Source organism: Pectinatus haikarae (assembly GCF_015732185.1).
Lineage (GTDB): Bacteria > Bacillota > Negativicutes > Selenomonadales > Selenomonadaceae > Pectinatus > Pectinatus haikarae.
In genome coordinates this window covers 444,100-463,670 of the sequence record NZ_WIQM01000008.1, presented here as the reverse complement: position 1 = coordinate 463,670, position 19,571 = coordinate 444,100, and the positions used below count along the sequence as shown (strand labels likewise).

General features: G+C 39.5%; 16 protein-coding genes. 9 read left to right on the top strand and 7 right to left on the bottom strand.

Annotated features, from left to right (window positions below; all coding sequences use genetic code 11):
* The first annotated feature begins 8 nt into the window (after positions 1-8).
* The 5 genes from araD (at position 9) to I6758_RS06370 (ending at position 7,004) form a co-directional block, all read left to right on the top strand.
* Positions 9-707 carry an L-ribulose-5-phosphate 4-epimerase gene (araD, locus tag I6758_RS06390; RefSeq protein ID WP_196604358.1) on the top strand — a complete coding sequence of 233 codons (699 nt, stop codon included), beginning with the start codon at positions 9-11 and terminating at the stop codon, positions 705-707.
* Between the two features lie 235 nt (positions 708-942).
* The gene (locus tag I6758_RS06385) at positions 943-2,037 is read left to right on the top strand and encodes a GntR family transcriptional regulator (protein ID WP_196604357.1); all 1,095 of its coding nucleotides are present in this window, start codon (positions 943-945) and stop codon (positions 2,035-2,037) included.
* A 239-nt stretch (positions 2,038-2,276) separates the two neighbouring features.
* The gene (locus I6758_RS06380) at positions 2,277-3,896 is read left to right on the top strand and encodes a xylulokinase (RefSeq protein ID WP_196604356.1); all 1,620 of its coding nucleotides are present in this window, start codon (positions 2,277-2,279) and stop codon (positions 3,894-3,896) included.
* Between the two features lie 161 nt (positions 3,897-4,057).
* Complete coding sequence (gene araA / locus I6758_RS06375; RefSeq protein ID WP_196604355.1) at positions 4,058-5,482, top strand: L-arabinose isomerase; 1,425 nt, start codon at positions 4,058-4,060, stop codon at positions 5,480-5,482.
* Positions 5,483-5,639: 157 nt separating this feature from the next.
* Positions 5,640-7,004 carry a sugar porter family MFS transporter gene (locus tag I6758_RS06370; RefSeq protein WP_196604354.1) on the top strand — a complete coding sequence of 455 codons (1,365 nt, stop codon included), beginning with the start codon at positions 5,640-5,642 and terminating at the stop codon, positions 7,002-7,004.
* 66 nt (positions 7,005-7,070) lie between these two features.
* Here the strand turns inward: I6758_RS06370 and I6758_RS06365 are convergent, their stop codons facing one another.
* From I6758_RS06365 to I6758_RS06340, 6 genes are all read right to left on the bottom strand, one after another.
* Positions 7,071-8,210 carry a sensor histidine kinase gene (locus tag I6758_RS06365; RefSeq protein WP_196604353.1) on the bottom strand — a complete coding sequence of 380 codons (1,140 nt, stop codon included), beginning with the start codon at positions 8,208-8,210 and terminating at the stop codon, positions 7,071-7,073.
* Positions 8,203-8,898, bottom strand: coding sequence for a response regulator transcription factor (locus tag I6758_RS06360; protein WP_196604352.1), 696 nt, complete (start codon positions 8,896-8,898; stop codon positions 8,203-8,205). The genes I6758_RS06365 and I6758_RS06360 overlap by 8 nt, the downstream gene beginning before the upstream one ends.
* A 106-nt stretch (positions 8,899-9,004) precedes the next feature.
* On the bottom strand, positions 9,005-9,772 hold the full coding sequence (locus tag I6758_RS06355) for a Rossmann-like domain-containing protein (protein WP_196604351.1): 768 nt from the start codon (positions 9,770-9,772) through the stop codon (positions 9,005-9,007).
* Positions 9,773-9,808: 36 nt separating this feature from the next.
* Positions 9,809-10,831: an ATP-binding cassette domain-containing protein gene (locus I6758_RS06350; protein ID WP_196604350.1), complete on the bottom strand. Its 1,023-nt coding sequence runs from the start codon at positions 10,829-10,831 to the stop codon at positions 9,809-9,811.
* Between the two features lie 5 nt (positions 10,832-10,836).
* On the bottom strand, positions 10,837-11,523 hold the full coding sequence (locus tag I6758_RS06345) for a GTP-binding protein (protein WP_196604349.1): 687 nt from the start codon (positions 11,521-11,523) through the stop codon (positions 10,837-10,839).
* A 245-nt stretch (positions 11,524-11,768) separates the two neighbouring features.
* Positions 11,769-12,677, bottom strand: a complete 909-nt coding sequence (locus I6758_RS06340) for an alpha/beta hydrolase (protein WP_196604348.1) — start codon at positions 12,675-12,677, stop codon at positions 11,769-11,771.
* Positions 12,678-12,935: 258 nt separating this feature from the next.
* Here I6758_RS06340 and I6758_RS06335 point away from each other — a divergent pair, with 258 nt between their 5' ends.
* The 4 genes from I6758_RS06335 to I6758_RS06320 all read left to right on the top strand — a co-directional run bounded on the left by I6758_RS06335 (position 12,936) and on the right by I6758_RS06320 (position 18,539).
* Positions 12,936-14,657, top strand: coding sequence for a methyl-accepting chemotaxis protein (locus tag I6758_RS06335; protein ID WP_196604347.1), 1,722 nt, complete (start codon positions 12,936-12,938; stop codon positions 14,655-14,657).
* Between the two features lie 174 nt (positions 14,658-14,831).
* Complete coding sequence (locus I6758_RS06330; RefSeq protein ID WP_196604346.1) at positions 14,832-16,067, top strand: EAL and HDOD domain-containing protein; 1,236 nt, start codon at positions 14,832-14,834, stop codon at positions 16,065-16,067.
* Between the two features lie 349 nt (positions 16,068-16,416).
* The gene (locus tag I6758_RS06325) at positions 16,417-16,836 is read left to right on the top strand and encodes an HIT family protein (protein ID WP_196604345.1); all 420 of its coding nucleotides are present in this window, start codon (positions 16,417-16,419) and stop codon (positions 16,834-16,836) included.
* Between the two features lie 173 nt (positions 16,837-17,009).
* Positions 17,010-18,539, top strand: a complete 1,530-nt coding sequence (locus I6758_RS06320) for a transposase (protein WP_196604344.1) — start codon at positions 17,010-17,012, stop codon at positions 18,537-18,539.
* Positions 18,540-18,676: 137 nt separating this feature from the next.
* Here I6758_RS06320 and I6758_RS06315 read toward each other — a convergent pair whose 3' ends face one another.
* On the bottom strand, positions 18,677-19,570 hold the full coding sequence (locus tag I6758_RS06315; RefSeq protein WP_196604343.1) for a polysaccharide deacetylase family protein: 894 nt from the start codon (positions 19,568-19,570) through the stop codon (positions 18,677-18,679).
* Position 19,571 lies beyond the last annotated feature (1 nt).

Below are 19,571 nucleotides of genomic sequence, written 5' to 3'. Positions count from 1 at the left end.
GTACAGGAATGTTAAGTGAGTTGAAAAAAATTGTTTTTGAAGCAAACCTGTTGTTGCCAAAATATAAAATGGTAACATTCACGTGGGGAAACGTTTCAGGTATTGACCGAGAAAAAGGACTTGTTGTAATAAAGCCATCCGGTGTGGACTACGAGAAAATGAAAGCAGAGGATATGGTGGTAGTCGATTTAGACGGGACCGTGGTTGAAGGAAATTATAACCCTTCTTCTGATACGGATACGCATATAGAATTGTACAAGGCCTGCCCTGATATAGGCGGTATAGTCCACACTCATTCCCGCTATGCCACTTCATGGGCTCAGGCATGTAAGGATATCCCGGCACTTGGTACAACGCACGCTGATGATTTTTATGGTTCCATCCCCTGCACAAGAGCCATGAAAGAAAATGAAATAGCAGGCAGCTATGAAAAAGAAACCGGAAAAGTCATAATAGAAACTTTTAAGGACAGGCAGCTGGATATGATGGCCGTTCCAGGAGTTTTAGTATATTCACACGGCCCATTCGCCTGGGAAAAAGATCCAATGAAGGCTGTAAAAAAAGCAGTCATTCTTGAAGAAATAGCTTTTATGGCATATCATACAACGACCCTGTCAGGAAAAACTTCTTTTATGCAGCAGGAACTTTTAGATAAGCACTATCTGCGAAAACACGGAGCAAATGCTTATTACGGGCAGAAAAAATAAATTTTCGTTAATGCGGCTGGATATTTGATGAGATATCCAGCCGCATTTTTATCTGTCCGATGCTTATATATAATTTTATGCAAGAATACCAAACCCAAATCATACAATACATACACCCTATATTTTTTTCAGCGGAACACAGCCGCAGTAAAATATAAAGCCTAGACAAACTGCTGAAAATCATTCATAATTGTTAATAAATGATTTTGATTATAAAAATGGGGCATTTTACTGTATGAAAAACATTCCTAAATATGTAGAGATAATGAATTGGCTGGAAACAGAAATCGTGAATGGCGATCTGGCCTTTGGCGAAAAAATTCCTTCCGAAAATGAATTGGGGGAAAGATTTTCTATAAGCCGCCAAACTGTACGTCAGGCCACGAGTGTCCTGGAAAGCAAGGGTTTCCTGGAGCGGCGGCGCGGCTCAGGTACATACGTGAAATACTCTGTTGAAAATAAGAATCTTCCTGTTAGTAATGTGCGAACGATTGGCGTTGTAACAACATATCTTAATGAATATATTTTCCCTGCTATTATAAAGGGAATAGATGATGTGTTGATAAAAAAAAATTATTTTGTCCAAATGTCGCTCACATATAACAATATGGAGAGAGAGGCCGAAATTCTTAATAACCTGCTCGCAAAAAACCTCGACGGGCTGGTTATTGAACCTGCAAAAACTGGTTTGCCCAATATAAATCAAACTATATACGAGCAGATAATAAGCAGAAAAATTCCTTGCGTTCTTATAAATGCAATTTATCCAAACATGAGTATTCCCTGTGTAGCTATGGATGATTATGCCTGCGGAAAAGAAGCGGTTGAATGTTTGGTAAAGAACGGACACAGAAAGATCGGCGGTTTGTTCAAACTGGACGATATGCAGGGGAGATTGAGATACGCCGGCTGTGTGGAAGCCTTACGCAGAAACGGTATGAGTTTTGCCGAAGGTAATCTGATCTGGTATACCACAGAAGATAAAAATGAAGCATTTGCCCGGCATTTCAGTGACAGGATTTTAAAAACAGCTGAAAAATGCACAGCCATGATTTGCTACAATGATCAAATGTCCAGAGAGATAACAAGGATTTTATATAAGCACAGCAAAACAATACCAGAAGACATATCGCTGATCAGTTTTGATGATTCCAATCTTGATTTTCAAATGGAATTTGGTTTCAGCCTTACAACCTTCAGGCATCCTAAGGAAAAGCTCGGTCAGGTTGCTGCGGAGACCCTGCTCGATTTAATAAAAGGTGTTACAGCCGGTGATGTGAAATTCCCGCCTGAACTTATCGAAAGAACTTCAGTAAAAAAAATATGCTGAAAAACGGCTTGTCAGTTTCACTGGCAGGTCGTTTTTATTTGGTTTTTTTGTCGATAAGTGTCAATTTATTATCATTGCTTTAAATAATTTGTATTCTGATATGCTTAGAAAAGTGAAAGTGTTTTTAATAGTGAAAAAATTTTTAATAATATTTTCAATTATCTTATTTACATCCTGGTGCATAAGTTGTATTATATAAATAAAGTTGTATGATAATTATAAGGAGGTGTATATCTTCAATGAATTTGATCGAAACTTCTCGTGCAATAAAAGACGGGCACATTTCGTTGGGAATCGAGCTTGGCTCCACCCAAATCAAATCAGTTTTGATTACAGATGATTTTAACACTATAGCTTCAGGATATTATGTGTGGGAAAATCAGTATAAAGATGGTGTATGGACCTATCCGCTGCAGCAGGTTTGGGATGGAATAAGAGAGAGCTATAAGCAATTGGCGGCTGATGTCTACAGTAAATATCATCAGCCATTGATCAATATAGGTTCTATCGGAGTCAGTGCAATGATGCATGGCTACCTGGTTTTTTCAAACAGCGGTGATTTATTGACCCCTTTCAGGACATGGCGAAATAATTTGACGGAAGCTGCTACGGATGCACTTACGGATCTATTTGATTTTAATATCCCGCAGCGCTGGTGCATCGCACATTTATATCAGGCTATATTAAACAAGGAAGCTCATGTCGACAGCATCGATTTTATGACAACTTTAGCGGGTTATGTGCATTGGCGGCTTTCCGGTGAAAAATTTCTTGGCATCGGTGACGCCTCAGGTGCGTTTCCTATTGATGAACAGACCGGTGACTACGATGCAGTATTCTTAGGAATGTTCAGTCAATTGGAACAAGTGAAAACGTATACCTGGAATATAAGGAGTATTTTGCCCAAAGTGCTGAAAGCGGGCCAGCCCGCAGGTTATCTGACCGAAGAAGGTGCTCGTCTGCTGGATGAGAAGGGAACACTTACAGCCGGCAGTGTAATGGCTCCGCCCGAAGGAGATGCTGGTACAGGAATGGTAGCCACCAACAGCGTCCGCAAAAAAACAGGCAATATTTCAGTGGGTACTTCCGCTTTTTCAATGGTTGTTCTGGATAAACCACTTAAAAAAGTTCATCGGGATATTGATATTGTAATGACGCCGGATGGTTCGCCTGTAGCAATGGTTCATACTAACAATTGTTCCTCAGATATTAATGCATGGGCAGACATTTTTAAACAATTTGCCGGCAGATTAGGTATAGAACTTCAGGCCGATAAATTATATGAGGCATTATTTCTTGTGGCGGCTAAAGCCAGGCCTGACGCTGGCGGCCTTGTAAATTACAGTTATCTGTCCGGTGAAAATATTACGAAAATGCCATCTGGACGCCCCTTATTTGTCAGAACAGCCAATTGTGAATTTAATTTGGCTAATTTTATATTGACACAGCTTTATGCCGCCTTCGCTCCCCTGAAAATAGGCATGGATATTTTGACAAACGAAGAACAGATTCGAACAGAAGTACTCATAGCACAGGGCGGTTTATTTAAAACGCCAATAATTGCCCAGCAGACATTGGCCAACGCACTTAACACCCCTATCACTGTCATGAAAACAGCGAGTCAGGGAGGCCCGTGGGGTATGGCAGTGCTCGCTGCCTATGTGAAAAAAAATGATTTGAGGTTAGAAGATTTCCTGGATCAAAAAGTTTTTGAAAACCCGGAAACGCTGACATTGAATCCCGAACCTATGGGTGTTGCAGGCTGTAAGCAATTTATCGATCTTTACAGAGCCGGCCTGTCCATAGAACACCATGCTGTTGATATGCTTACCGAAAAACAACAGAATCCTGTTTCATGAAAAATTTGCGTATTAATTGAGCAATGCAGGACATCAATTTTGTCTTAACCGGCCTGTCTTCATATATAGGCAGGTAACAGCATTGTCTCAAAAAATAATAAGTTGAAAATTTTTAATTTAAGAAATATTATCTAATATTTCTACAGAAGGAGTAATGAAAAATGTTATCAGTCAATAAGTATGAATTTTGGTTTGTTACCGGCAGTCAATTTCTTTATGGGGAAGAACAGTTAAGGCAGGTTGCTGAAGATGCTCAGGTTGTAGTGGATAAATTGAACGAAAGCGGTAAACTGCCTTATAAAATAGTTTTCAAGGATGTTATGACAACTGCTGATGGTATTACAGAATTTATGAAAGAAGTAAACTACAATGATGCCGTCGCGGGTGTCATTACCTGGATGCATACCTTTTCACCAGCCAAAAACTGGATTCGCGGTACAAAACTGCTTCAAAAACCATTACTGCATTTAGCCACCCAATATTTAAATAAAATCCCTTATGACACTATCGATTTTGACTATATGAATTTGAACCAGAGTGCCCACGGGGATCGTGAATATGGATATATTAATGCCCGGCTGCACAAAAATAATAAAATTGTTTATGGATATTGGGGCGATACGGATATTCAGGATGAAATAGCACGCTGGGAAGACGTTGCTGTTGCTTATAACGAAAGTTTCAAAATCAAAATATGCCGCTTCGGTGATACAATGCGTAATGTCGCCGTTACTGAGCTTGATAAAGTAGAAGCACAGATCGTACTGGGATGGACAGTTGATTATTATGGCGTGGGCGATCTGGTGGAAGAAATCGACAAAGTCGAGGACAGCGCGGTTGACAAAGAATACCACGATCTGCAAAAGCATTACACACTTGTGCAGGGCAATAACAGTGCAGCTGAATTTGAACATTCGGTACGTGTTCAACTAAAAGAATATCTGGGTATAAAAAGATTTTTGGAACGGGGCGGCTATACAGCTTTTACCACTAATTTTGAAGATTTACACGGACTGGCACAGCTGCCGGGTTTGGCTACTCAGCTGTTAATGCGCGATGGGTATGGATTCGGTGCTGAAGGAGACGGCAAGTCCGCAGGATTGAGCAGATTACTGAAAATCATGGCACATAACAAGAACACTGCCTTTATGGAAGACTACACGCTGGATCTGCGCAAGGGACATGAGGCAATTTTAGGAGCGCATATGCTGGAAGTAGATCCTTCCATAGCCAGCGAAAAACCACGTGTTGAGGTTCATCCGCTTGATATCGGCGGAAAAGAAGCTCCGGCACGTCTTGTATTCACAGGATCTGAAGGAGATGCTATTGATGTGACACTCTCCCACTTTGCCAATGGTTTTAAACTGCTCAGCTATCCGGTAAATGCCAATAAACCGGAAGCAGAAACACCCCATCTGCCAGTAGCAAAACAATTATGGACACCAAAGGCGGGTCTGAAAAAAGGTTCTATCAAATGGATCGAAAACGGCGGCGGACACCATTCTGTATTTTCCTTTGCCTTAACAGAAAATCAAATAGACGATTTGGCCAAAATGTTTGGGATTGAATCAATTGTAATTGAATAAAGTTTTCTGTCACCGTTACTATGCAGAAACATTATAAATGTGGTTTGGTATTTACAATTGAAGCCGTTATGCAGATATATCAAGGGATATTATTTTGATTTAAAATAATATCCCTGCTATTCTGATTTTTTCTTAATTAATAGAGAGGTGCAAAAATTTGGAAGAGAAGAAAATATCCAGCAGTTATATTTATTTCTTTGGGGCTTTTGGCGGGATTCTCTTTGGTTACGACATCGGCGTCATGACAGGAGCACTGCCTTTTCTGACCCATGATTGGCAGCTTACAAACGCGTCTACCATAGGATGGATCACTTCAGCTGTTATGTTTGGCGCAATTTTTGGCGGAGCTTTGGCAGGACAGCTTGCTGATAAACTCGGACGACGCAGAATGATTTTGATTTCAGCAATATTATTTGCTATTTTCGCATTACTGTCAGGTATCGCTCCTGATAACGGTCAAACTTATATGATAATAGTTCGCGCTTTCTTAGGACTTGGCGTAGGCGCCGCTTCAGCATTAGTACCAGCATATATTTCTGAACTGGCACCGGCAAAGCTGCGCGGCCGTCTTTCCGGTATCAATCAGACCATGATCGTTTCAGGGATGCTTGTTTCATATGTTGTGGATTTTTTATTGAAAGATCTCCCCGGGGAAATGTCATGGCGATTAATGCTTGGTTTTGCCTGCCTTCCCGCTATCATTTTATTTTTTGGTGTGCTGCGTTTGCCGGAATCACCGCGCTACTTGATTAAAAACGGCCATTATGATGAGGCCCGCAGAGTATTGAGTTATGTCCGTCCGCAAAATGAAATCGAAGCTGAACTGAATGACATAAAAGAAACCGCTGCAAAAGAAAATCAAGCAGCACATCAAGTCAGCTGGGCAAGCTTGCTAAACAGTAAATATCGCTATTTGATCATTGCCGGTGTCGGTGTCGCTGCCTTCCAGCAATTCCAAGGAGCTAATGCTATTTTTTACTATATTCCTCTGATTGTAGAAAAAGCTACCGGAAGCGCGGCAACCAACGAATTAATGTGGCCGATAATTCAAGGCTTGATCCTTGTGCTGGGTTCGTTAGTATATATATGGATCGCAGAAAAATTTAACAGACGCACACTTTTGATGGTAGCCGGTTTCATCATGGGGCTGTCTTTTATCCTGCCAGCAGTTATAAATTGGCTGATACCCGGCACCAGCTCTATGATGATAGTATTTTTTCTGTGCATCTACGTTGCTTTTTATTCCGCTACATGGGCTCCTATAACCTGGGTAATCGTCGGTGAGATATTCCCTCTGTCTGTTCGCGGACGAGCAGCAGGCCTGGCTTCATCTTTTAACTGGATCGGTTCATGGCTTGTAGGCTTATTATTCCCTATCATGACTGCGTCTATGCCACAGGAAGTCGTCTTCGCAATTTTCGGTGTCATATGCATGTTGGGAGTGCTTTTTGTGAAAATACGTGTGCCTGAAACACGAGGCCGTACTTTGGAGGAAATAGAAGCCGAAGAAACCGGCCGATGAATTGCCAAAATGCATTATTCCGACAGCCCCTTTAGGTTGCGGCACAGCAAACAAATAGTCCTTGTGTCAATTTAACGGCAGTAATATATTAAATGTCGTTCCCATGCCTATCGTACTGGTCACTTCTATTTTCCCGCCGTGATTTTCGATCAGTTGTCTGACTATTGCCAGTCCGAGACCGGAACCTCCGCTCTTTCTGTCTCTGGATTTATCGCCGCGATAAAAATGATCAAACACATGTGGCAGATCTTCTTTTGATATACCTGTTCCGTTATCAGCTATGGAAATTTTTACCCAACGGCCCTCCTGTTTATTCAGGAGAGCCGTTTTTATCTGTATAGTGCTGCATTCCGGTGAATATCTGACAGCGTTGACAATAACATTATAAAAGACCTGGCTGATACGATCCCGATCCACCAAAATATCAGGCAGCTTTTCCTTACCATTAGTAAAGTTGATTATTATATTTTTTTTATTACTCAGCGGTTTCAGCGAAGCAATCAATCGGTTGATCAGATTATTTATATCGGCAGGAGATTTTTCCAGTGTCAGTTGATGAACTTCAGCAAGTGACAGATCCCGCAAATCCCTTATAAGACGATTCAAACGTATGGCTTCTTCATACAGCGAACGAAGCTGATCTTTACTGGGCTCAACAACACCGTCGAGCATTCCCTCAATATTTCCTTGAATAACTGCCAGAGGAGTCCTGAGCTCATGCGCAACATTAGCAAGCAGCTGCTTTTTAAGTCTGGTATTATCTGCCAGTGTCTGCGACATTTGATTAAAAATATCTGCCAATTCACCGACCTCATCATTAGTCCTGACTGATACGGTTTTGCCAAAAGTGCCTTTTTTTACTTCCTTGGCGGCCTGCCCGAGATTTTTAAGAGGAACAGTAATACTTCTTGCCAGCAGATAACTTACCAACAATCCGAGCAGCAGCATTATCAGCCCTACCCAGAACAATGAATTATGAACTGACATCAGAAAAGTTTTTTCAGTCGGTCCCATAACCAGCGCCATCGTATGCTCGCTGTCATACATATTTCCGCCCTGCATTTGTATTTGCTGCACTATCAAATATTCCTTGAACTGTTCCTCCATTTGCACATCCGCCAGATAAATAAGCACAAAAACGGTGACTGCAATGGCTACAAAGGTAAGTCCCGTAATCCGTACGGTGATACTATTAAACCTACTCATTACTGCCGCCATTAAACTTATAGCCAATACCATATACGGTCTGCAAATAGCGCGGATTTTTTGGATCAGCTTCCAGTTTACGACGCAGATTTTTAATATGAGTGTCAATAGTCCGCTCATATCCGTCAAACATATAACCTTGTGTTTGTTCGACAATTTGCAGTCTGGTAAAAACTTTCCCGGGATTGCCAGCCAACAACTCCAATAATTTAAATTCAGTGGGAGTGAGTTCTACCGGAAGACCCCCATTAAATACCTGATGGCGTTCAGGATCAATAGTAATATTATCCATCTTCAAAATTCTTCTGTTTACAACGCTATTGCCAACACGTCTTAAAATCGCCTTCACTCTGGCAACCACTTCACGCGGGCTGAACGGCTTAGTTACATAATCATCCGCGCCAATCTCCAGACCGATCAATCGATCACTTTCTTCGTCTCTGGCAGTAAGCATGAGAATAGGAGTGTCATTATCACGCCTTACTTGTTTGCATACATCCCAGCCGCTCATGCCCGGCAGCATCAGATCAAGAATAATGACACTGGGGCTTTTATCCTTCACTGCCTGTAAAGCTGAAAGTCCGTCTTCGGCAGTATATGTAATAAAGTCTTCCCTGTCAAAATAAGCTTTCAGCAATTTGACCAATTTTTCATCATCATCAACAATCAATACAGAAAATATTGACATGATCCGTCTCCTTTGCAAACCTGTTCTATATTGCAGATAAAAATATTTACTGCGTAAATTGTATCATCCCAAGATACGGTCAACGTGAATTTTTAAAATTCATATTTCATTGTTTAAAAAACAGAGTTTTTTTCATGCTTACTTTTTGTGCAGCCAAATGAATATTGCCTTTTATATTTCCGCTGATAATATTTTTTGCCTTTTCTTCATCACTGACTACCAGACCTGACAGATCGTCAATCCCTCTTTCAAACAGCACCGGAGACAATGTCGTCGAACATCCCACCATAATTACATAAGCATTTTCAGCAAGTTCCAAATAACGCGGCAATGTTTTATAAGCAATTGACGAACAGGGAATTATCACAAAATCACTCTGCGGCAAAATATATTCGGCTGCCTCCAGCGGATAGTCTCCTTCCTGCTGTGTTCTCTCAATTATAGAAAGATCACATACTGGTGCAAATAATTTATCCAAATAATGGAAATGACCGATCACTGCTACTTTTTTGCCCTTTATGGCATTTTGGTAAGCAATAAAAGGATCCTTCAAGCGGTCTTCACCGTGGCGCCCGTTGCCGAAGTCTATCCCGTTCTTTCCGGCAACGGGAATTGCATTATAATATGCGTTTAATGCGGCATGTCCGATTGAAGCCTCTATAAAATTCCATGACTTAACTGCTTCGGCCAATTTTTTCAAGGGCATCCCTATTTCCCGCGGGTAACGTTCACTGCGCATATCTCCCGGCAGGAGCGGTGCCAGCCCCATTCCCAATTCGCTTCTGACACACACATGATACGTTCCTGCCACAACATACTCTACGGCTAAGCCGTCCGGTATCGCGTTTATCAATTGGTCATAAATTTCCCACATAAATTATTCCCGGTCCTCTCATAATAATCAACGTTTTTAAATATTGTTCCTTAATTCATCGATATTTTCTATCAGTTCTCCTCTGCGCAGACGGTTTCTGATATCCAATAATGTATCATCCAAATGTTTTATGGTATTCCTGCATTTTTTCTCTGTATCGGTCGTAGTTATGATTTTATCCATTCCACCGTTCTTTATGACAATACGCTTATCGGCCCCCAATGCCAGCAGGGGATCATGTGTTGAAAGTATAACGATCTTTTCGCTTCGTGCCAGACATTTTATAGCTTCCTGACGGTCAACACCAGCATTTTCTATTTCATCTATCAATACGATGGGCGATGAACTTATATAGGCGGCATCAGCAATCATCAATGCTCTGGACTGACCGCCGGACAGCTGAGTCACCTTGGTATCATCTGAAAATTTCTCACCGGCGAGCTTATTGGCCGTATCAAAACATTTTTTCACCACCGCCTGCTCATCTTTGACCAAACGAATTTTGGCGTGCATCGAAAGAAAGTCCGCCACGCTCACATCCATAACAAAATTCATATTTTGTGACAATTGTGCTACCAGCCGATTCCCTAAATTAAACCGCTCCTCATCACTAAGCCGTCCGCCATTGATCATGATACACCGTTTTGACGGAGTATCCCCCTGTGCCAGGCACTCAACATCTGCTAAAAGACAGCTTTTCCCCGAACCAGTAGGGCCGACTATACTGATAATTTCGCCTGCCTTAACAGTCAATGTTATTTTTTCCTTCTGTCTGTTTTTATTTTCACCGCCTATTATTGTCAGGTTTTTCACTTGTGTGCAAGTGCCCTTTATTTTTCTGATAGTATTGATAAATTCGATCAACTGCTCCGGCAGACTTTTTCTCGTCAGATCGAACTGGGCCAGATCATCTTCCGGCACTGTCAGCAATGCCTCATCCAAGGACAGGTCTTCGGGCAGATTTTGCAGTCCTATATTTTCAAGAAAATCCTGCGCCTGGGGATATTGTTTTTTTACTTCGAGAATGCTGCTCTTTTTTATGAACTCTTCCTGCTCCATCAGTATCACCTGAATTCCATCGTTTTCATCATGCCCATCTGATAATTGTCGCCAATATGAGTTTCGCCCGTGCAATAAGAACATACTGCTGCCGGTGTTGTAAACCGCAGCCGATAATCCTGCAAGGATACTACTTCTCTTGCCGTCTGTACATGTTTCCTTAACATGAACGCCCCCTGGCCTGTGATTCCGTTTATGAAAATCACATGAGCTTTGGCATTGGCCTGAAGCACATTAAACATAAATACTTCCCGCTCTGCCTGTGAAACTATATCCCCCTTTGTTATCACTATAATATCAGCATATTTTAGCATCGGTCCGATTTTTCGGGGAGTATGTACTCCGGCAAGGCTGTCGATCACGCAAATCGCCAAAACCCCTTGCACATGAGGAGAACATCTGTTGCAAAGTCCCGCGCTTTCGGTAAACAAATAATCGAACTTATTTTTTATGCCCCATTGAACACATTTTTCTATATTGCTGATATAAAAATGGTCCGGACAGAATTTCCCCGACAACCCTATTTGTACAGGCACATCAGAAGAAACATAAGCCGCTTTATCAAAAGTGGTCAGACAGTCAAACTTGACCGCTCCCGCAGTTGACTCATCCTGTTTCAGTCTTTCTATCAATTGCAGAATGACTGCTGTTTTCCCTGAAGAGGGTGGTCCCGAGACAGTTACAAGCTTCATTTTTACCTCACTTACAAATCAATACAGCCTTAAACTGCTGCCTGTATTTTTTATCATCATTTTCTTAATAATATATTTTGCCATTGATTATTGTCAAATCTAAAAAAAAATTTTGCAGCAATAGAATTGCTCTTTTGCCGGCTTTCCTTAAATAATTAAATATATTACACTTTATACCAATCGCCATTTAATTATATTCAATAATTTTTCTTATAAATTATCAAAAATATAATAGGCACATTTTTCTATTTATTGCCGCCGTCATTAATCAGCTTGGCTGCCTCCTTTGCTATTTCACTGTCATTATGCCCTGCTCCTCGCACTGTTAAGAGCTGCCATCGAAACGGCACTCCTATATTTTCTGCCGTCTCTTTTGCTCCGGTAAAAAAATTACTTCCCCGTGCGAAACGTGTTTTCCCCTGCATATCTGCCAAAGAAGTTTTGCGAAAAACCTCACTTCTGTTTACATCCTCATCTCCCAGCATAACAAAAACAGACCGGGAAAATATTTCTGCCATATTTTTTTTGCCAATATACATATTTTTGACGCCGTAGGGAAATTCGACATCACTATTCGGCATTGTATACCATCCTGCTTCTGCAATAATAATATTGCGGACCTTTGGTATATCGCCGAAAAACAGGCAGCGATGCAAGAATTGCGCTCCCGCAGAATGTCCATAAAGAGTAAAGTTTTCTTCCTTCGCGCCTGTCAAATTTTTTACCTTAGCAATAATATCTTTGACGACAGGAAAAATCCATTTCTCTTTCGGCTGCAGCATTGCTGACGCATCATCCGAGTCGGCAACATTACCGATATTATAATAACGCACTCCGGGATATTTAGACTTAGAAAATTCCGGACATATTATCAGCATATTATACTGCTCAGCATATTTTATCCAGTCATCTCTATATTTATCGGCATTTCTGCGCACACCGTGGAATATTAAAACTACAGGTCTATCCGCCGTCCATGCTGTAGGTCGATAATAAAAAACAGGCATCGGATCTTCATTTGCACCTGTTGCCGATTCCTGTATGACAAATGAGCCGGCACCGTTTGGCAGGATTACATCTGCAGATACGTTTCCTGAAGCCACTGTCCCACCGCAAATCAAAATTAAAAAAATTGTGCTTAATATTTTTCTCATAATTTTCCTCCGAAATATTTGATCTTATATTACTGCTGTCAGCCACTTGATTGCAACCATACATACCTTTTTATGCATAAAAATCTATACATAAATAATTTTTATATTTGCTTACTGCAAATACCATATATTATATTTATAACAAACTGAAAATTTATAATATAATTATTAATATTGTTTAAAAAGGAATAATAATATTTTATATAGAATTAATATTTATACAGAGTAATTTTTATTTATGAAAGGGGTCTCATCACTATGAATTTTACTACTAAAATGAAAGTAAAGGAAAAGCTCGTTTTATTAGTGACTATTTTATTATTCTTTATGATTCTATTAAGCGGTATCAGCTATTATTCTTTAAATAAAAGCCATTTGATAACGAATAAAATGTATAATGAAAATTTGCTCGCTATAGAATATATTTACGATGTAAGGACCATGATCCGCCGGACACAAGAAGATATGTACCGTATACTGCTTGAAAAGAATGATGCTGACCGGCAGCAGTATTTCAATGATATCACTGAAACTAAAAAGACCATAGAAAATGACATAAGTAAATTTCAAAAATTATCGCTCAATAAGGATATACTTGATTCTGCAAAAGATGCCGATAATAAATATCTTCAATATGTCAATATTCAAAATGAAATTATTGAATTAGGCATGCACAATAGCAATGAACAAGGCCATTCCTTATATAAAGAAAAAGGGGATTCCCTGCTTGTTCAGTTTTATGATGACCAATATACGCTCATAAAAAAGCTCAGTGAAAATGCTGATCAAATGAATATTCAAAATGAAGATTATTTTAAAATAAGCAGTCTTTTATTTATCGTAATAACTGTATCAGCCATTTTCTTAAGTATATTAATAGGCTGGGTAATTATTAAACAAATTTCCAAAAGTCTGAATAAAATCAACAAAATAATCACAGCTATGGCCAATGGTGATTTTTCCAATGTTATTTCCAATGATAATTTAAATGACAAAAGTGAATTTGGTGATTTATCAAGAAATATTAGTACCATGACAAAAAATATTGCCACTTTAGTAAAAAAAATTACACATTCTTCAGATACATTAGCTGCATCATCGGAAGAGCTCACCGCCAGTGCCGAACAATCAGCGCAAGCATCCAACCAAGTAGCCGCATCTGTCACTAGAGTGGCGGAAAGTGCAGACAAACAGCTTCAGCTCAGTAATAAATCTGACAGTGCTGTAAAAAATATTTCTACATCCATGGAAAAGTTATCGGTTAATACAAATATATTGTCTGATTCTGTCGAAAAAACAACTAGAGCTGCCAATAAAGGCGACATTGCCATAAATAAGACTATAGAACAGATGCACATTATCAAGGAAAAAACAAATGCCACATCCAATGTAATAACTGATCTGGAAAATAAATCTCAGCAAATCGGTAAAATTGTCGATGTTATTTCCAATATTGCAGGGCAAACTAATCTGCTGGCTTTAAATGCGGCTATAGAGGCTGCCAGAGCTGGTGATGCAGGAAAAGGATTCTCCGTGGTGGCAGAAGAAGTCAGAAAACTGGCCGAACAGTCTCAGGATGCTGCTAAACAAATCACTGAATTGATTACTGATGTTCAGCATAAGACTGATAACGCTGTGACGTTTATGACCGAGGGAAAAGCAGAGGTTGAAAAAGGAACAGAAGTTGTAAGTATGGCCGGGGAAAATTTCGAACAGATTATCAGCATGGTCAATACTATGTTGACACAAATTGGCAATAACGCTCATGCCGTAGACGAAATAACAAATTATATGGAAAATGTAGCCACATTAGTAAACGAAACCGATAAAGAAAGCAGAAAATCATCTGCAGAAACTCAAACAATTTCAGCCGCCGCAGAAGAACAATCCGCCTCCAGTGAAGAAATTGCGTCTGCAAGTCAAGCTCTTTCTAAAATGGCTGCTGAAGTACAAAATAATATTAGAACTTTTAAAGTATAGCTTATATGATCCCGCTGTTTTACCTTTCTATTGGATAAAAGAGTATCCAAGAACTTATCCCCTTGTTTTTCTTATATATTGTTACATCATAATATGTAATCAATTTTTATTATAAAAATGTAGTTTTTTATAATATATATATTATAATAGGTATAAAAAGAAGGTGATGATCTCATGAATGTATATGTAGCCCGCCAACCCATACTGAACCAAAGCAAAGAAACCGTGGCATATGAGCTTCTCTTTCGTGATGGCCTGCAAAATTCAATGAATTACAAAATTAACGGATATGCTGCAACTCAAAAGATCCTATCAAACAGTATGGTTGCATTTGGTATTGGTAAATTAGCCAGCAATAAAAAAGTATTCGTAAATTTTACCGAACAGAATATAACAAATGGTGACGTAGAGCTTTTACCTCCTGAAATGGTGGTGATAGAAATCCTGGAAAATACAGAACCTACAGCCCCCCTATTAGCCAAATGCAAAGAATTAAAGAATAACGGCTATACATTTGCCCTTGACGATTTTGTATTTGAGCCGAAGTATCAGCCATTCATCGACTTGGCAGACATAGTAAAAATTGATTTTCTGATAACCCATACTGCTGAAGAAAGAAAAAAAATACGTCAGATCATCCCTCCCCATGTCAAACTTCTGGCAGAAAAAGTCGAAACACTGGAAGAATATGAACAGGCTTTATCATTTGGCTATGAACTGTTCCAGGGATATTTCTTCTGCAAACCTGTGATTATTTCGGAGAAAACAGCGCGCGTGGATATAACAGCACAATTCATGCTGATGCGTGAAATGAATAGTACTCACGTTGATATAAACCGTATAGAAAATATCATCAAAAATGATCTTTCTCTTATTCATAAGCTATTGAAATATATAAATTCCCCATATATAGGCATTCCCAATGAGGTTCGCAATCTCAGGCAGGCAATAGCGCTGCTGGGAATAAACGGTGTACGCAATTGGGTCAATCTGGTCTGCATCCGGGATTTGTCATCAGAAAAACCCAATGAATTATTCGTCATTTTGTTAATTCGCGCCAAGTTTTGCGAACTCACCACCGAAAATATTTCCGCCAAGAATTCAGAAAAGGATACTGCTTTTTTAATAGGTATGTTATCATTGTCCGATGTAGTTCTTGACCAGCCTATAGAAAAAATTATTGACGAACTGGGACTTGCTCCGGAAATAAAAGCAGCCCTGCTGTTTCGGCAAAACGATTTGGGACAGCTTCTCAACATGGTCACTGATTATGAACACGGTGATTGGATGAAGGTAAAAAACTGGTGCCATGAGAATAATTTTTCTGAAGAATTACTTGCCTCTCTTTATAATGAGGTGATCCATTGGGCGACAAAAATGAATGAAGATATAAATGGAAGTATTCAATAAAAATATTTTATTGGCATCATTGATCAACTGAATAATAAATTGAAAGTCAGGAAATAAATACTTCCATTATTTTCCCGACTTTTAATTCGGCTGAGCGTATAATAAAACTCTAAGTGCGTATGGCATATATCAGCCTAAACTACACGGCAATTCAATATTAATAAATGTCTGTACATTATAATTTATGGACGAAGTTCATATTCTTACATATATTCAACTTGTTATTTTTATAATCATTTTATAATATTTTTACTTTTTATAAAAATTGTAATTTTTACTTTTTTGTTGTAATATATAATTGTATTGATTATATACTAATATATTTTTCATATTGTGGGAGGAAACAATTATGAGGGATCCAGATTGTGCTTACTGTGGCAATGATGATATATTATCAGGTTTCGGTATATTCATCTGTGAACTGTCATACAGTAAAATCTATTTATTTAAAGAACAAAGCCATCCGGGCAGATGCATTGCAGCCTACAAAGACCATATTGATAATATCACCGATCTCAGCAATACCGACATTGCCGGATATTATCGGGACATTGCTGTTTTGTCCCGTGCTTTGCATAAAATTTTCCATCCGGACAAAATAAATTATGGTGCATACGGTGACACGGCAAAACATCTCCATACACATCTCGTCCCAAAATATAAAGATAAATTTGAATGGGGCGGTGTTTTTGCCATGAATCCCAATAAAATACATCTCAATGACGGTGAATATAAAGAAATGCTGGAAAAAATAAAAGCGGCACTTTAAATCATCGTCAGTCTGCCGCAAATTAAAAAGAACGGGGCTGTGAAATAACACTCCTATAAAAACAAAAGAGGATCGCTTGCTCGAAAGAGCCGGTGATCCTCTTTTTGTGGTAAAATTTTACGTGTCTAATGAAAAATTCAACCATCAATTATTTTAAAACAAAACAGGCAGTTTTGCCACTATTTATTTCGGATTTTCTGGATATTTGTGATCCTGTGCTGGTTTTCGACAGATTCATGGGGGGAATCGACTTGGAGAAGTACCTGAAAAATGTTCCGGAACACGTTACCGGACGCATCAGATACAACCCGACCAGCATGTTGAAAACAATCTTATTTGGATTTATGACAAATGGATATATATCGCTACGTGAGCTCGAAGATAGCTGTAAAGTCAATCTTCGCTTTATGTATCTCATGGAACGCGAGACTCCATCTTATCGCACGTTCGGCTATTTTATCGAAACTATGCTCAAACCATCGGTTGAGGAATTGTTCAGCGAGATCAACAATAAAATTTTTGCCAAAGATCATGTGGATTTGAGCCATCTGTATATTGACGGTTCGAAATTTGAGGCAAATGCTAATAAATATAGCTGGGTATGGAAGAAAGCGACTGAAAAATCTAGATATAGACTTTTTGAAAAAGTCACGGGATTACTCGATGAAATCAACGACGATCTTGCCAGCTTTGGCATCAAAATTGATACGAATTCCGAATACGTTCCTGAGTACCTAAGTGAAGTAACGGATCGGTATGCCAAAATCTATGAAATAGATGAAACAAAATTTGTCCATGGAAAAGGCCATCGAAAAACACCCCGGCAGCGCTATTACGAACGGCTTCAGGAATATACAGCGAAACTCAAAGAATATGTTGAAAAGATAACCATTTGTGGTCCAGACCGGAACAGTTATTCCAAAACAGATCACTGTGCGACATTCATGCGGATCAAGACAGATTATATGGGCAACGACCAGCTCCTGCCAGCCTACAACATTCAATTTGGTATTGCAGATGAATACATAGCTGTAGCTGATGTAAATCAATACCGTGCAGACATGGATTGTTTTGTTCCCTTACTGGAGAAATTTCATAATACCTACGGATTTTATCCAAAGTATCCAGTTGCTGATGCAGGATATGGTTCATACAACAATTATATTTACTGTGAGCAACACGGTATGGAAAAGTATATGAAATTTACTATGTACAAGAAAGAAACTACTGACGCAAAGTATCGAGATAATCCGTTTCGGGCAGTGAATTTCAAGATTGACGAAAAAGGCACACTGCGCTGTCCGGCCGGACAGGCATTTCACCTTCAATACAGACGAAATGTAAAAGGGAATCGATACGGACGTCAGGAAGAAGTTTACCAGTGTGAAAATTGCAGGGATTGTCCGTATGCCTCCGAGTGCAAGAAGACGGATAAAAACAGGACGATTCGTCTTAACCAGGAACTAACCTCTATACACCAAGAAGTTGTGGATAACCTAGAAAGCATTCAAGGAGCGCTTCTTCGTATGAATCGCTCGATTCAATCTGAAGGTACTTTTGGGATTATGAAAAATAACCGCTGGTACAAAAGAATTGTTCGAAAAGGCATGGAACAGGTACGTTTAGAGATTTTCCTGGTTTCCATTGGGCACAATCTTTATAAATACCACAATAAAAAACTACGCTTGAAGAAAGCCGCATAAACTGTAGAAAAGCAGTTTTTATGGGGAAAGGGGTTGTATGCCCTTTTTTCAGTAATTGCCTGCTTGTTGCCTCAAATTGTATAGAAAAAGAGGCTGTGGACAAAATGATTTCTCATTTTGTCACAGCCCCGTTCTTTTTAATTCAACGGGTCACTTTGCAGAGCAACAGTCCCTGCTCTTCCCGGTAGATTTCCGGCATAAACACGGCATTTTTTTATATTGGGGAGGTTTTTGCCTTCTTTCAAAAGTACAAATTCAAAACCTTGAGCCTTAGCTCTGACAATAAAATCATCAAGAACAGCCAATTTTGACAAGCCTTCCATCTCTGCATGGATAGTAAACACATTCCATATGCTATCGCAATTTTTCAGCCAGTAGTCTACTATATTATTCTCAGTAACGCCCATTATACCGAGTACTTCATCCATCGTCAGCAAAGTACCGGGAATCTGCAGCGGAGAAAATTCTTTTCCTTCCATTATCGGATAAAAAGGATAATAGCCTCGCACATCCGAGCAGAAATCAAAGCCTAATTCCTGTTGGACTTTTAAACTTTTATAGGTCGTCTGCCAGCCCGGCGCACCGCAGAAACGCGGTTTTCTGTGGGCGATTTTTTCAAATAAATGGCAAGCTTTCGTCAAGTGCAGGCGTATTTTTTCTTCAGACAATCCGGGAAGTTTATCCTGCCAATATACATGATCCCAGCAATGAATCCCGCAGTCATGTCCGTCTGCCATTGCCCTGAGAAAAGGTGCCGTATTGGGTTCCACAATAAGCGGTGCAGGCAAAACTGTTCCATACATCATAGTTTTTAATCCATATGTAGACGGTGCTTTAGTACGAAGCATTTTTGCCAAAAACCCTTTGCGGAAAATTCGGCGTATAGCTTTTCCCGAATTATCAGGTCCCATCGAAAAGAAAAATGTCGCCTTTATGCCATTTTTTTGAAAGACATCCAGCATATTGGGTACGCCCTGTTCATATCCTCTTTTTGTGTCAACATCTATTTTAATGGCAATTTTTTTCGGCATA

Excerpts from the sequence above, each read along its gene's own strand:
- araD (WP_196604358.1), top strand. The coding sequence starts at position 9 with ATGTTAAGTGAGTTGAAAAAAATTGTTTTTGAAGCAAACCTGTTGTTG.
- I6758_RS06385 (WP_196604357.1), top strand. The coding sequence starts at position 943 with ATGAAAAACATTCCTAAATATGTAGAGATAATGAATTGGCTGGAAACA.
- I6758_RS06380 (WP_196604356.1), top strand. The coding sequence starts at position 2,277 with ATGAATTTGATCGAAACTTCTCGTGCAATAAAAGACGGGCACATTTCG.
- araA (WP_196604355.1), top strand. The coding sequence starts at position 4,058 with ATGTTATCAGTCAATAAGTATGAATTTTGGTTTGTTACCGGCAGTCAA.
- I6758_RS06365 (WP_196604353.1), bottom strand. The coding sequence starts at position 8,210 with ATGAGTAGGTTTAATAGTATCACCGTACGGATTACGGGACTTACCTTT.
- I6758_RS06360 (WP_196604352.1), bottom strand. The coding sequence starts at position 8,898 with ATGTCAATATTTTCTGTATTGATTGTTGATGATGATGAAAAATTGGTC.
- I6758_RS06355 (WP_196604351.1), bottom strand. The coding sequence starts at position 9,772 with ATGTGGGAAATTTATGACCAATTGATAAACGCGATACCGGACGGCTTA.
- I6758_RS06350 (WP_196604350.1), bottom strand. The coding sequence starts at position 10,831 with ATGGAGCAGGAAGAGTTCATAAAAAAGAGCAGCATTCTCGAAGTAAAA.
- I6758_RS06345 (WP_196604349.1), bottom strand. The coding sequence starts at position 11,523 with ATGAAGCTTGTAACTGTCTCGGGACCACCCTCTTCAGGGAAAACAGCA.
- I6758_RS06340 (WP_196604348.1), bottom strand. The coding sequence starts at position 12,677 with ATGAGAAAAATATTAAGCACAATTTTTTTAATTTTGATTTGCGGTGGG.
- I6758_RS06335 (WP_196604347.1), top strand. The coding sequence starts at position 12,936 with ATGAATTTTACTACTAAAATGAAAGTAAAGGAAAAGCTCGTTTTATTA.
- I6758_RS06330 (WP_196604346.1), top strand. The coding sequence starts at position 14,832 with ATGAATGTATATGTAGCCCGCCAACCCATACTGAACCAAAGCAAAGAA.
- I6758_RS06325 (WP_196604345.1), top strand. The coding sequence starts at position 16,417 with ATGAGGGATCCAGATTGTGCTTACTGTGGCAATGATGATATATTATCA.
- I6758_RS06315 (WP_196604343.1), bottom strand. The coding sequence starts at position 19,570 with ATGCCGAAAAAAATTGCCATTAAAATAGATGTTGACACAAAAAGAGGA.